16 protein-coding genes and 1 tRNA gene are annotated in these 12,717 nt (G+C 53.3%); 8 read left to right on the forward strand and 9 right to left on the reverse strand.

Annotated elements, in window-relative coordinates; all coding sequences use genetic code 11:
• Positions 1-18: 18 nt before the first annotated feature.
• The 3 genes from AC3I0A_RS00785 to AC3I0A_RS00795 all read right to left on the reverse strand — a co-directional run bounded on the left by AC3I0A_RS00785 (position 19) and on the right by AC3I0A_RS00795 (position 2,200).
• Positions 19-585: a hypothetical protein gene (locus AC3I0A_RS00785; RefSeq protein WP_489375739.1), complete on the reverse strand. Its 567-nt coding sequence runs from the start codon at positions 583-585 to the stop codon at positions 19-21.
• On the reverse strand, positions 585-1,712 hold the full coding sequence (locus tag AC3I0A_RS00790; protein WP_489375740.1) for a helix-turn-helix domain-containing protein: 1,128 nt from the start codon (positions 1,710-1,712) through the stop codon (positions 585-587). Before AC3I0A_RS00790 ends, AC3I0A_RS00785 begins: the two co-directional genes overlap by 1 nt.
• A gap of 239 nt (positions 1,713-1,951) precedes the next feature.
• Entirely contained in the window at positions 1,952-2,200 is a 249-nt protein-coding gene (locus AC3I0A_RS00795; protein WP_489375742.1) for a helix-turn-helix domain-containing protein, read from the reverse strand.
• Positions 2,201-2,300: 100 nt separating this feature from the next.
• On the opposite strand from AC3I0A_RS00795, the gene AC3I0A_RS00800 reads away from it, so the two are divergent.
• Genes AC3I0A_RS00800 through AC3I0A_RS00810 form a run of 3 tightly spaced genes read left to right on the forward strand, consistent with a single transcriptional unit; the run spans position 2,301 to position 3,443 of the window.
• Positions 2,301-2,840: a hypothetical protein gene (locus tag AC3I0A_RS00800; RefSeq protein ID WP_489375744.1), complete on the forward strand. Its 540-nt coding sequence runs from the start codon at positions 2,301-2,303 to the stop codon at positions 2,838-2,840.
• A 56-nt stretch (positions 2,841-2,896) separates the two neighbouring features.
• Positions 2,897-3,145 (forward strand): hypothetical protein, encoded by a 249-nt coding sequence (locus AC3I0A_RS00805; protein ID WP_489375745.1) that lies wholly within the window; start codon positions 2,897-2,899, stop codon positions 3,143-3,145.
• Positions 3,135-3,443: a hypothetical protein gene (locus tag AC3I0A_RS00810; protein ID WP_489375746.1), complete on the forward strand. Its 309-nt coding sequence runs from the start codon at positions 3,135-3,137 to the stop codon at positions 3,441-3,443. The genes AC3I0A_RS00805 and AC3I0A_RS00810 overlap by 11 nt, the downstream gene beginning before the upstream one ends.
• 26 nt (positions 3,444-3,469) lie before the next feature.
• Here the strand turns inward: AC3I0A_RS00810 and mobA are convergent, their stop codons facing one another.
• Positions 3,470-3,772 (reverse strand): plasmid mobilization protein MobA, encoded by a 303-nt coding sequence (gene mobA, locus AC3I0A_RS00815; protein WP_339541323.1) that lies wholly within the window; start codon positions 3,770-3,772, stop codon positions 3,470-3,472.
• Between the two features lie 557 nt (positions 3,773-4,329).
• On the opposite strand from mobA, the gene AC3I0A_RS00820 reads away from it, so the two are divergent.
• Together AC3I0A_RS00820 and AC3I0A_RS00825 are read left to right on the forward strand one after the other, a co-directional pair.
• Complete coding sequence (locus tag AC3I0A_RS00820) at positions 4,330-4,542, forward strand: hypothetical protein (RefSeq protein WP_489375748.1); 213 nt, start codon at positions 4,330-4,332, stop codon at positions 4,540-4,542.
• A gap of 282 nt (positions 4,543-4,824) precedes the next feature.
• Positions 4,825-5,745, forward strand: coding sequence for a restriction endonuclease (locus AC3I0A_RS00825; RefSeq protein ID WP_489375749.1), 921 nt, complete (start codon positions 4,825-4,827; stop codon positions 5,743-5,745).
• Between the two features lie 90 nt (positions 5,746-5,835).
• Here the strand turns inward: AC3I0A_RS00825 and AC3I0A_RS00830 are convergent, their stop codons facing one another.
• From AC3I0A_RS00830 to AC3I0A_RS00840, 3 genes are all read right to left on the reverse strand, one after another.
• The gene (locus tag AC3I0A_RS00830; RefSeq protein ID WP_489375751.1) at positions 5,836-6,210 is read right to left on the reverse strand and encodes a hypothetical protein; all 375 of its coding nucleotides are present in this window, start codon (positions 6,208-6,210) and stop codon (positions 5,836-5,838) included.
• Between the two features lie 284 nt (positions 6,211-6,494).
• Complete coding sequence (trfA, locus tag AC3I0A_RS00835) at positions 6,495-7,454, reverse strand: plasmid replication initiator TrfA (protein ID WP_489375752.1); 960 nt, start codon at positions 7,452-7,454, stop codon at positions 6,495-6,497.
• A 65-nt stretch (positions 7,455-7,519) separates the two neighbouring features.
• Positions 7,520-7,825, reverse strand: a complete 306-nt coding sequence (locus AC3I0A_RS00840; protein ID WP_489375753.1) for a helix-turn-helix transcriptional regulator — start codon at positions 7,823-7,825, stop codon at positions 7,520-7,522.
• 298 nt (positions 7,826-8,123) lie between these two features.
• Here AC3I0A_RS00840 and istA point away from each other — a divergent pair, with 298 nt between their 5' ends.
• The 3 genes from istA to AC3I0A_RS00855 all read left to right on the forward strand — a co-directional run bounded on the left by istA (position 8,124) and on the right by AC3I0A_RS00855 (position 11,123).
• A complete protein-coding gene (gene istA / locus AC3I0A_RS00845; RefSeq protein WP_489374736.1) occupies positions 8,124-9,638 on the forward strand; it encodes an IS21 family transposase in 1,515 nt (504 codons plus the stop codon).
• 19 nt (positions 9,639-9,657) lie between these two features.
• On the forward strand, positions 9,658-10,413 hold the full coding sequence (gene istB, locus AC3I0A_RS00850) for an IS21-like element ISPsy14 family helper ATPase IstB (protein ID WP_489374734.1): 756 nt from the start codon (positions 9,658-9,660) through the stop codon (positions 10,411-10,413).
• Positions 10,414-10,538: 125 nt separating this feature from the next.
• Entirely contained in the window at positions 10,539-11,123 is a 585-nt protein-coding gene (locus AC3I0A_RS00855; protein ID WP_489375754.1) for a hypothetical protein, read from the forward strand.
• A gap of 3 nt (positions 11,124-11,126) precedes the next feature.
• On the opposite strand, the gene AC3I0A_RS00860 is transcribed toward AC3I0A_RS00855, so the two are convergent.
• Both AC3I0A_RS00860 and AC3I0A_RS00865 read right to left on the reverse strand, forming a co-directional pair.
• Positions 11,127-12,341, reverse strand: coding sequence for a site-specific integrase (locus AC3I0A_RS00860; protein ID WP_489375755.1), 1,215 nt, complete (start codon positions 12,339-12,341; stop codon positions 11,127-11,129).
• Positions 12,314-12,390 (reverse strand) — tRNA-Arg (locus AC3I0A_RS00865). The genes AC3I0A_RS00860 and AC3I0A_RS00865 overlap by 28 nt, the downstream gene beginning before the upstream one ends.
• Positions 12,391-12,717: the final 327 nt, after the last annotated feature.

The following is a 12,717-nucleotide window of genomic DNA, read 5'->3' on the forward strand; positions in this document are numbered from 1 at the left end:
TGTTCCGGAAAGTTAGCATTATACTATGCTAACTTGTCCCGCGAAGATCGTTTGCGTATCTGAATGAACGTCGGCCGGAAAGTCCTCATTGTATTTCCAGTAAGCGACTATAGCGGTAACTTTCGCTAGCGTTATGTGCGCCACATCAACCATTATTTTTAACAACTCAAGCGTCTTATGTGTTGGTATGCTGAACACTTCCGCTAGTGATCGCATGTCGCGGTCATCGGTGACAATGGGGAAACCTAACACGAAGCCGTGCGCCAGATACATGGCATCGGTTCTTGACGGGCCGGGTAACTCTGCTTGAACATGCTCCCAAATAACAGAGAAGGCCGCCTCAATTTCCTTTTTGTGCTTCCTAGAAACTACCGGGGTAGCAGCACGCTCGATACAATGCTCGTCCTCTAGAGCCCAGTAGAACTTGTGCTTTAGGCGATTGCTTTTTTGAATCTCAAGGCCGGTTTCACGCAGTACATACAAGCAATACTTTTCTGTTCCAAATTCCACACAAAGAAGAGGTCGAATGTTGTTAGCTAGTCTAAGATAGCTATTTGTATCTGTTAGGATTTTGGATTGCGACATTATAAGAGCTCAGAGTGAATACTCCGGGCGTCAAGTGCAGAGACGTCCATGATGGTTTGAACTAAACCTGGTCCTTTTCCTGATTCTTTCAGGTATTCGCCTAAAATGTCGAAAAAAGAAGTTTTGAATATTTCCTTGGTGCGTTCAATATAAAGTAATGAATCAGGTTCTAAGTTGTCTTCAAAGATTACTTTGCTTGCCAGCGGGAGCTCGCGGTTGATATTTGTTGATGCCTTATGAATGGCTGGTACAAGATCAAGAGGTGTTTGGCTTGTGTTTTCGGCATACGAGTTAATCTGACAATAAACTGAGTAAGGTGAGATTACATAGTCGCATGCTGTTCTATTTATTTCGCTAATTTGTGATCGTTCGGTGTCTAGATTTGAAATGATCTTGTAAGCTTTCTTAGCTAACTCGTGAGGAAAAAGTAATGCTCCTGCGAAAGCGTCAGCAAAATCTTCTCCCTCATTCCCACGAATATCCGGTGCAAGGCAGTGTCCGAGCTCGTGAGCCATCCAAAACTTAAAGTCTAAAATATTTACATCCAAATTAAGATAGACCCAAGTTGTCATTGAATCTGGAAGAAATATATGGGTGGCATTCTCGTGCCTGTTTTTGTTTCCCCAGAGCACCGGAACAAGAACGGCTTGTAATTTTTTGAAGTGAAGTATTAAATGCTCGAAATCAATTTTCGATTCTTCATCTAGATCGATTTCTGTTCTGATCTTTTTTGCAACTTCTTGAAGGTAACCATATTCCAGTACTGGGCTCTTCAGAACTGGTGGCATTTCAAGTTTATCAAAAGGAAGATAGGGAACTAAATGCCTAAGCATTTTCCCCATTGTCTGCGCATGAGCATAGTGTGCTTCAGTTGTTTTTGTTGCTTTCACCTTTCTAAAAGCAACAACTGGAGCATGGGGATCGTCTTTCACAACCAGCTCGCTGAAGCTGAGCCCTAGAATTGTTGCTAGGCGCAGTAGCTTGTCTGGTTTAGGAAAGGAGTCTTTCTTTAGCCATTTCGAAACGGCTTCGCGAGATACGCCAAGACGCTCAGCGAGCGTCGCCTGGCTGAGCCCTGCCGTTTCCATGGCTTGGGTGATCTGTGTGGTAGCTAGTGTTTTTTCCATGGTGCGCACTCTAGCTGCTTGTCAACTTTTGTCAACCTGGTAGCAGTATCGGCTTAGTATTTGCTGCATATACAGCTTTTCTCAGGCTCTCGAGGGTGGTTTAAGCTTATCCGACAATTGGGCTTGCCGAATCCAGTTCGAGGTGCGGTCGCTACCGAATGGTTATGCATCCTGACGACCTGCCTGTGGCAGCATCTTTCCGATGCTCGTGGACTTAAAACGTTGAATTAGGGTGTTCACTACTCGTCCTTGAGGGTTTGTTCATACGCCTTGGAGAAGTTCGTTAGATCAGTCCCTAGAACAAGGCATAAGTCACGAAGCTGAACGGTATCAAGCCTCCTTATTCCTCGTTCTACATCGCTCATGAACGACTGAGGCCGCCCAAGAGCCGCCGAGCATTGAGCCTGAGTCAGCCCGGACTCTAAGCGCGTGCGTTTCAGCACCTGAAGAAAAATCTCATGCTCACGTCGATAAATAGCTTTGGTCATGGCCGTATCCGGGAAGGTGCGGCCTGCAAAGCTATATCTGCTTTTGGGATATCTGATTTTCAGTTATTTTGTGCTGAATGGGTGATTCGAGGGGGTGGTGATGAGAGTGCTATGGGAGTTTTTTCGAGTGCTGTGGGCTATCGGGTGTCTGCCTGTTGGCGCGTTGCTGCTGGTTGTGATGGTTCTGTGCGGTTTCAGCCTGCCGTTCTTCTTGGGATTTTCTGGCGGTGCTGACCCTGCTGTTCGCTGGCTATTCTGGGCTCTAGCCTTCTACTTCGTTGGAGGAGCATGGTTGTTCTGGTGTGTGGATCAACGCTATGCAGAGAAGCTGCAGCTGCAGATCGCGGGGTTCATGGCTGTAGGTTTTCATCCGCACCTCGAAGTATTCGCGAAGATGAACGATGCCTACCTGGGTATTGATGCTTCAGCGCGGAGGCTGTTGGTCTATCCGGTTAACGGCGCAGAGCATTTCTTTCGGTTCGATGAAGTGAATTCCTGGCGGATCGTACCGGCCGGCAAGCGCAATCATCGGTTGGAGGTTCTGACCAGCAATCTTGAAGTTCCGGTATTTAGCATTGTTCTCAGGTCAGCAGAGGTGCTCAGCACTGAGGCTCGGCTCAGTATTTTGCTTGGCAGCTAGATGCAGCATGGGGCTAGGATTACTGATCGTCGTCCATCATTCATTGGAAGGAATCCATGAGCAAACCAATCAGAAATAGTACTGAGATGACAGATATCACTCGACTGGAGCAGGCCAATGCAATGATGCGCTTGGCTAATCGGGCACTTTCCCGTAACGATATCGCTGCCCTTGCTGCGCTTGGATTCTGCCATCAGCACATTGGAGAGCTGAAGCAACAGGGCGGCTTCCGGTCTTCCTCCATTGCGCAAAATGCAAGAATGATCACACGCCTCCGTAAAATGGGAGATACACATGCTCAGTGACCGCGCGCCGCTATCAATTGCCGCCAACGTGTTGGCAAGCTCCTCCATTCAATCTGTTCTCCGCTCTCCGTCTTATCACGCCCGTGGCTGGCAAATACTTGATCGTTGGGCGTTTAGCTGTCCTGAGCAGCTTCGTAAGCTGGAGGCGGACGGTGAGGTCATCTTGTTGGGAAGATTGTTGGAGCAACAGGAAATCGAGCATCAAGTGCTGAGCTCGACGGCAGGGTTGGAACAGTGCAGTCATGGTCTAGCAGAGCACGAAGTCCTGGCAATGCATGAGATACGTACAGGGCTGTGAGTCACCAAGGCGCCAACGGGTTTACCTCAACACCCGATACGCTTGATAGCCTCGGTTATCTCAACCAAGACATTTGCGTACTCCTTAGAAAGCGCGCCGTTGCCCTCTGTGAAAAGATGCTTCTGAAGGCCACCTAGGCGCCGCAGCTCGTTGATTACGTGGGAGTCAATTTTGCTTCTGGTCTGTCGCTTCAATGCGGCGGCCAGCACGAACTGACCAACACTCATTCCGCTGTCGTGGGCTTTCTCGCGTACCAGTGCTTCTTCTTCCTCAAAGCAACGAATTGCCGGCAGCCATCCTGTGCGTCGGCGTTGTTCGCTACGGCTCATGAGCTTTCCTTTTTCCAGGTGTTGGGGTCTCGGGGCTTGCCCTGAGTAGGGAAGGTAGGCAAGCAAAGGGAGTGTAACGACTGGTGCGCGCCGATTGTGAGTCGCCAGGAACTGGCGGTATCACAAACCCTACCTTGTCCTAGTCTTTGCTTTCAGAATTTAGATGAGTTGTGCACTACCCGATTACAGCCGGGATGCAAAAGTCGTAAGCATTGAGGGGACGCCTTGGGTACGAAAAAAAGGCGAATTTAAAACGATTACATAAGCAAAGAATGCATCATCCATCAGCGGCTGAGGATACGACGATTGGATGGCGAGAAAGACGCTAGAGCGACAGCTAGGATTTACCGAGTTGCCCCTGGCCTTGAGTGACTTTCTGATACAGAGGGAGGGTATAAACAGCATGCGTGCACGCGTGACGTTGATAAGCGTGAGACGATTTTGGGACGGTTGTGGTGATGCGGAGGCACAAAGGCTAAAGTGACGAATCTGAGGGAGCTATTTGACACTGGCGTGTAGATCTCAGGTAATTCTCTCAGGATACCTTGGAGATAGTTATGGAACAGTCCAGTGACTCCGAAAGTAGCTTCGCCGAGATTATGGATCTGAAGCGCTCCAATCGTGAGCGGTTGATTCGTGCTATCCAGAACGCCTCCTCCGAAGAGCTCGAGATTTCTGCTCAGCGCATCAAGGAAGTTCTGCTTGACTCTGTCAATCCAAGCCAGCGCCGACAGCGCATTGCCCCGCCAGCGTTCGCTAAGAGCAAATAGCTCCTCACATATCGAAAGATTTTTGCGAGAGTGGCGGCATGCGGGTCGTCGTTTTCATTGCGGAGTTCGCAGGTTTCACAGAGTAGTGCGAGGTCATTATCAATTAGTGATCAGGCTGGCTGCTACTGCCCAGGCTCTGCATGGGCGGTCGTAGGCAGCAGCTGTCTTTTGGATTCACTCCACGATCATCAGGCACAGACCTCAAAAATAATTTTCCAAACTCCGGATAGCATGCGGCTTACCACATTTGCCCACGCTAGCAACCTTGCGAAGGGAATCCTGATGTCCGTTCCTACATACGACAAATTCATTGAGCCGATCTTGCGCTACCTGGCGGCGAATCCGGAGGGCGCGACAGCACGCGACGCGCATGAAGCTGCGGCCCAGGCTTTGAATTTATCTGAACCACAGCTTCAAGAGCTGATTGCGAGTGGGCAAGCGACCTATAAGAACCGCGCTGGATGGGCTCACGACCGTCTCAAGCGCGCAGGGTTATCCTCCAGCGCCAAACGAGGCTATTGGAGGCTCACCGAAGCTGGCACTGCTTATTCCACACAGCACCCGTCACCGCTCACGGCGGATCAGGTTGAACAACTCGCCATCGGCTTCATGGACGTGAAGCTTAGGAGCCCCACAGATGCCGTCCCGCTAGATGGGCTAGAGCAGGGTGCAGATACGCCGATATCAGCAACTGTGAGCCCCGACGATCGGTTGGAACAGGCTCTGCGTGAGCTACGTGATGCAACAGCAGCAGATCTACTGGATAACCTGCTACAAGTCAGCCCCAACCGCTTCGAAGTTATTGTGCTCGACGTGTTGCACAGCCTTGGCTACGGGGCTAGCCGAAACGATTTGCAACGTGTTGGTGGTAGCGGAGATGGCGGAATTGACGGGGTAATCTCGCTTGATAAGCTCGGGCTGGAAAAAGTCTATGTCCAAGCAAAACGCTGGCAAGGCACTGTAGGCCGTCCTGAGCTGCAAGCTTTCTATGGAGCACTTGCCGGGCAAAAGGCCAAGCGAGAGGTATTTATTACTACGTCAGGTTTCACTGCTCAAGGAATCGACTTTGCCCGTTCAGTGGAAGGCATGGTGCTGGTGGATGGCATCCGCCTGGTCAACCTGATGATGGACTACGAGGTTGGGGTAACGTCCCGGCTTCTCAAACTGCCGAAACTGGATAGCGATTACTTTGACGAGGAATGAGGATTTTGGACCTCGTCATAGTTTCTCAGCACCGGGGGCAGGGCTAGTAAACGAGCACTGGACACTAGCGCTCCGATGATCAAAAAACCATTACCAATCAGACTCCAGCTCGGTGCTTAGGTGGATACCCATCACCTTGGCCTTGCGGTATCTCAGCGGCTCCGCATTGATCTCCAGGGCAACAAGTCGACTTGCAGCGATGACTAAGCTGTTGAAGCGGTCATTGTGAACAGCGACATATGCGATGAGTTTTTTGCCAGTCGCCTGCATGGAACCGATGCAGCGAGGAACCGACTTGTCGTTTAGGAGTAATGGGTCAACGTATAGGTAGCATTCTAGGGCTGGGTATTTGAATGCTTCAGGGTATCGGACGGAGCCGTAAAGCTTGATCGCAGTATGCTCTGAATAATGGTGACCGATTGTCCTGGTATCGGTCGGCGTGGCCATGCTGAACGACCAGGACATATCCCACCCCCATATCCGGGCTTGGAGGATTATTCGCTCAACGGTGGTACGACTCCGGTTAGCCATAGCATTCATCTTCCGCGTTTGAGCCGGCTGCGGACAATCCCTCGACTGCTCGTTAGGGGCTGAACTTCCGTCCGAGATCCGATTAGTACTGATTAGGTTGAGATTAGTTTTTAGAGGGCACATGCTGCGGCCTTTGTGCTATCAGGCTGACAGGCACTATTGACTGTGGATAGCCTACCTTTTGGAACGGGCCACGCTACCCGCCGTAACGGTAAGCGTTACCTGCTAGAACGGTATTCTCTACCCGCTAGAACGGCACGCATCATTTTTGTTCTTTCCACCCTCAAGAGATGTCGGCACTGTGTCTGGCTTTCCTGTCTTTGGACGTGTACCAAATCGCCTCGAATGGCGTACTCGAATGATTTACCGTGTTTGTTGTAGGCAGCGCTCAAAGCGTCGAACGCGCGACATAACGTTTGGGTAAATTTCCAGATTTCGCGGGCTTCGCTTCCACAGAGCTGGTGCAGCGTGCTTACTTTAAGTCCGTAAGCTTTTGCATGGCTCGAATAAAATCCATGAAGCCATTGGGCAAGTGGCTGGCCATCCAATGCAGACCGAATACTCCAGTCGATGTAACTGAAGCCAGATTTGGAGAACAGTGCGTTTAGCCTGGCGTCAAGGATTACGACGTATTCCAAGCTATTCTCGTCCTTATAGAAGTCTTTGATCAGACTACCGGTGTAGGAAATATCACCCAGCACTACCTCAACGGTGCACGCTGCCAATCGCAGCAAGCGATCGTGCAGCAGCTTCCTATTCTTACCCGTGTCGGTCTTTTTCATGAGTTTAAGCACGCCGTAAGCCTTGTAGCGGAGCTCCTGGCCTAGCATTTGCCGTCGAGAGAGGTGCAACACGCTTAGCCATACGGAAAGGTCAATCTGGTCGAGACGCGTTCCTGTATAAGAAATTTGCACGCCCCCGATTGAGTTAATCACCACCATTTTTAGATCAGTCCGACTGCCCTTCCTTACTGCTCCGAAAAGCGCCGACCGCAAGAACGCATTCGGTATGCCGCGAACCTCATCCGGCCATGTTCTCAGCGTTGGGGTTGTAATCGCAGGCTTTGGCTTGAGCTGCGCTTTGTTAGCCGCTCTTGCTCGAGCTTCAAGTTTGGCGAGTTGTGCAAGACGCCTGCTCCCTGAATTCGTGATGTCATTCGTTTGGAGCTCTGGCGACATTAGCGGCTCGTTTATAAACGAAGTGACCACTGCTTAATTTTGAATGGAGGCAGGTGTGCGAGTGCTCATTTTCTAGCCTCTACTTGCTCTTTTTTTGTGGGGCGGCCAACTCGATTTCCTGGCGTAGTTTTTAACACTGGCTTGACTGGCGAAGCCGAAGTGCATTCGGGACCATGGCGCATCCACTGGCGAAGATCGCCGAGACGCCAGCGTAGCCGCGATAGTCCCGGAAGGGGATCAAGCCCCGGCAGTTTGCGCTGACGCACGGTTAACACGCTGAATCCTGTTAGCGCCGCGACCTCGGCTACGCCTATCAGCACGTCATCTGAAAGCTTCTGGATTTTTTGAATGGTTTCGTAATCGACGCTCATCGTTACAGTCGCTCGGTTGCTATGGAGTACGTGCAGCTTTCGCCAATCGAGGACCGATCAACTAGGACACCTTTTTGACAGATGCGGCTGTTAGCTGGGGATTCCACGCGCACTTGGACACCCATTCCACGAACACTTGGACAGTGATTCCACGCTGACTTGGACACTCATTCCACGAGCACTTGGACAGTGATTTTCCACTGACCCAACCCATGCTCAGGCAGGCAGCGACGCAGGATTATTCACTACCATCGACCTCTTTTCTCGAAGCGAAGAGGTCGTCGTGGAGCGTATATCCATGCGTAAAATCCGAGAGGTACTACGCCTAAAGTTCGACGCCGGCCTGTCCGTGCGCAAGATCGCCACCAGCCTTCGCATCAGCAGTGGCAGCGCCGGCAACTACCTGCATCGCTTCAACGCTTGCGGGCTGACCTGGCCGACGGCGTTGTCGGATGCTGAACTGGAACGCTGTCTGTTCCCGCCAGCGCCGACGGTTCCCAGCGATCAACGGCCGATGCCCGACTGGGCTCATGTTCACGCAGAACTGCGCCGCCCCGGCGTGACTCTGGCTCTGCTCTGGCAAGAGTATCGGCTCAGCCATTCGCAAGGCTTCCAGTACAGCTGGTTCTGCGAGCACTACCGCCTCTGGGCCGCCAAGGTCGATGTGGTCATGCGTCAGGAGCACCGAGCTGGCGAAAAACTGTTCGTCGATTACGCTGGCCAAACCGTGCCAGTTATCGACCGGAAAACCGGCGAAATCCGTCAGACGCAGATCTTCGTCGCCGTCCTGGGCGCCTCAAGCTACACCTTCGCCGAGGCCACCTGGTCGCAAAAACTCCCAGACTGGCTGGGCTCGCACACTCGGTGCTTCGCTTTTCTGGGCGGCACCTCACAGATTCTGGTGCCGGACAATCTACGCAGTGGCGTCACCAAAGCACATCGCTACGAGCCCGACATCAACCCCAGCTACCGTGATCTGGCCGAGCATTACGGCGTAGCGGTGCTGCCCGCGAGATCCCGAAAACCCAAGGACAAAGCCAAGGTTGAAGTTGGTGTGCAAGTGGTCGAGCGCTGGATCCTAGCGGTCTTGCGCGACCGCCAGTTCTTCTCTCTCGGCGAACTCAACATAGCAATCGGACTGCTGCTGGATCGCCTCAATCAAAAGCCCTTCAAGAAGCTGCCCGGCTCGCGCCGGTCGGCCTTCGAGAACATCGACCGGCCCGTGCTGCAACCGCTGCCGGAACATCCTTACGTTTACGCCGAGTGGAAAAAAGTGCGGGTACACATCGACTACCACGTCGAAGTCGACGGCCATTACTACTCGGTGCCGTACCAGCTGGTGAAGCACCAACTCGAAGTGCGGCTGACCGCGCAGACTGTCGAGTGCTTCCACGCCAATCAGCGCGTGGCCAGTCATCTGCGCTCGCAGCACAAAGGTCGCCACACCACCCACACCGAGCACATGCCCAAGAGCCACCGCGAACATGCCGAGTGGACGCCACAACGGCTGATCCGTTGGGCAGAGCAGACCGGCCCGAACACGGCCGGCGTCATCGCCTACATCCTCGAGCGCCGAATTCATCCGCAGCACGGCTTCCGTGCCTGTCTGGGCATCCTGCGCCTGAGTAAACAGCACAGCGAAGAGCGGCTGGAAGCCGCTTGCCAGCGTGCGCTGGCACTCGGCGCATGCAGTTACAAAAGCCTCGAATCGATCCTGCGCCAAGGCTTGGAACGGCTGCCGCTGACCCAGCAAAACCTGCCACTGCTGCCCGAAGAACACATCAACCTGCGTGGCCCCGACTACTACCACTGACCTGAAAAGGAGCATCAAGATGCTACCCAACCCGACTCTGGACAAGCTGCAAACCCTGCGGCTGCACGGCATGATCAAAGCGCTGAGCGAGCAACACGCAACGCCCGACATCAGCGATCTCAGCTTCGACGAACGCCTCGGCCTGATGGTCGACCGCGAAGTGACCGAGCGTGAAGATGCTCGGCTGACCACTCGCCTCAAAGCCGCGAGACTACGCCACAACGCCTGCCTGGAAGATATCGATTACCGCAGCCCGCGCGGCCTGGACAAGGCCCTGATCCTGCAACTCGGTAGCGGCCAATGGCTGCGCGACGGCCTGAATCTGATCATCGGCGGCCCGACAGGCGTAGGCAAAACGTGGCTCGCCTGCGCGCTGGCCCATAAGGCCTGCCGGGACGGTTACAGCGTGCGTTATCTGCGTCTGCCTCGCTTGATGGAAGAACTGGGCCTGGCCCACGGCGACGGTCGCTTCGCCAAACTCATGGCGGGTTATGCCAAGACCGATCTGCTGATCCTGGACGACTGGGGCCTTGCACCGTTTACCGCCGCGCAGCGGCGCGACATGCTGGAACTGCTGGACGACCGTTACGGAAACCGCTCGACGCTGGTGACCAGCCAGATGCCGGTGGATAAATGGCATGCGCTAATCGGTGATCCGACCTTGGGCGATGCGATCCTCGACCGGCTGGTGCACAACGCTTACCGCATCGAACTGAAGGGCGAATCGATGCGCAGGCGCGCAACGAAATTGACTGCAACCGGGACTTCAGACTAACAATGCGAACCTGCGTCGCTGCGCTCCGACTGCCTGTCCAAGTGAGCGTGGAATGAGTGTCCAAATGATCGTGGGCTGAGTGTCCAAGTGTCGTGGAATCCGCATGTTAGCCAAAGAATGGGCACATGCAGCCATCATCCTTTGAATCCGATATCAATCCTGAAGAAGTCTTTCAGCTCGTTTTCCGTGAGATTGAAAGTCATCAGGGATCGGGCCGGAAAAACTTTGTTATCCGCGTTCCGGTGGATCTGGTGGAGTACCTGTTCTCCGGGATTTTGCACAAGTCGGGTATGTCGAAGGTCGCCTTGGAGCGATTGCTTACGGAGCTCGGCATATACGGTTTCAAGGATGCAGATGGACGGATTCTGCGGCGTTATCTTAGCGGCCAAACGCGCATGGCTTGGGATACCTATCAACGGCTGTTGTTTTGGGCTTTATCGAAGGCGTGGGTCAGTGATTGGGTTTTTCGCGACTTGTTGTTGAGGACGTATCTGCGGGAGGCGGCTCAGCTCAGTGCGCGCAATATTCTGAACACCCTCAAGCGCCGGGTAGCTATCTCGGACTTAACCCGTGAGCGGGTTATCGAGTGTTTCAACGAGGTCTATCTGCTCAAGAAGCGGGAACGCGAGGAGACGGCGCTAAACCGTGTGCGAACGGATTCAGAGACCAGAGAGCTGGCTCGCTCTCTGGGGCTTGAGATTATCGACTGACCATCAAGCTAGCTTCGCCGCAAGTTCTTCTGCGGTGATGTTGTAGTAACGTTTCAGCATGTTCACCTCGCGGTGTCCCGTCACGCTGGCGAGCTCGATCAGATTGGGAAGTTTGGTGGCCAGCCGGCAGGTGGCCTCATGGCGTAGGTCGTGGAAGCGCAGGTCGAGCAGAAAATCTTCCTGGGGCGTTACCAGAGCGCGTTCGCAATCTTCTAAGTATTTCGTCCTTGCTCGCTCCAAACCGCGTGTGAAGGCCTTCTTGAGGGCGTCTGCGGTGGTGGGGAAGACTCGGCCGCAAAGTGAGCGTGGCAAATCCTTCAGCAGCTGAATAGCTTTCGGGGAGAGTGGGACGGTTCTTGGGAGTCCGTTCTTGGTCGCTGGAAGATGCGCGGTTTTGCGATCCAGATTCACATGCTTCCAGCGCAACTCGAATAGCTCGCCACGGCGCATGGCGGTTTCAATTGCCAGTTGCACGATGGACCGTATCCAAGGGTTGTGCGAGGCGTCCGCATAGGTTCCATCGGCGCGGCGCTCTCGAAGCTCCAAGGCGCTGAGGATGTATTGCTCCTCGATTGGGTCCAGGCGTCGCGAGCGTTCATCGTTGTAGCTGGGCCGACTGACCATGCGCACCGGGTTCTCTGCGAGGTGAATTCCCCATTCGCGGCGAGCGACTTCTATTACGCATTGGACCAACGCCAGTTCGCGCTTAACCGTATTGCCCTTGCGAATCTTCAGGCGCTCGTCGCGGTAACGGGCAAAGTCGGAAGAGGTGAGGGTGGCAACGATACGTGTCGCCAATGGATGGCGCTTAAGGGCTTCCAGACGTTTGATTTCCGAATAGACGCCTTTGTGCTTCGGAGCAATCTCGGAGATGTAGCGATCAATGAGTTGATGAAAGGCGGTGCGCTCTGCCTCGACGCGAGAGACAAAAATGCCTCGGTCGATTTCGCTTTCGATCATGCGCGCCCAGGCTTGGGCATCGGCTTTAGTTTCGAAGGTTTTTCTTTGGGCTGGATAGCCCTTGCGGCGAATTTGCGCTTCCCATTGATACTCGCCGCGATTCCTGATTGTTGCCATTCCTACCATCCCCACCACATTAAGTGTGGCAAATTTGTGGCAAAAACGACTTTCAGGACTAGGACAGGTTTCTGTCAGGAGCGCTATCCCCTTGTAATACAAGGGAAAGAAGATGGTGCACCAGGCGGGATTCGAACCCACGACCACTGCCTTCGGAGGGCAGTACTCTATCCAGCTGAGCTACTGGTGCAATGCGGGCGCCATGATACTCATATGCGTTGCGGGCGTCCATGCTGCTGAATCGCCTGATTTTTCCGGCCGCTAAACGACCGTTGACTACGTTGATCAGAAAAAATCAGCAAAAGCGCCATTTTCGTTCTTTTTTTCGAACAGCCTATTGTCCTTTACCCCCTTTGATCCTAGGATTCGTTTGAGATTTCAAACGCTCTTGTCTGGGTGCTGAACCGCGCGAGTTCTATTATGTGCGCTATTTATGTGCTTCGGGCCGGTGAATGAACTTCCTGACGGCAGCCCTTGAGGCGCCTTTCTACAATCAATAATTCGCTCCGCCCTGTGC

The sequence above is a fragment of the Pseudomonas sp. KH_024_B2 genome (genome assembly GCF_057839965.1).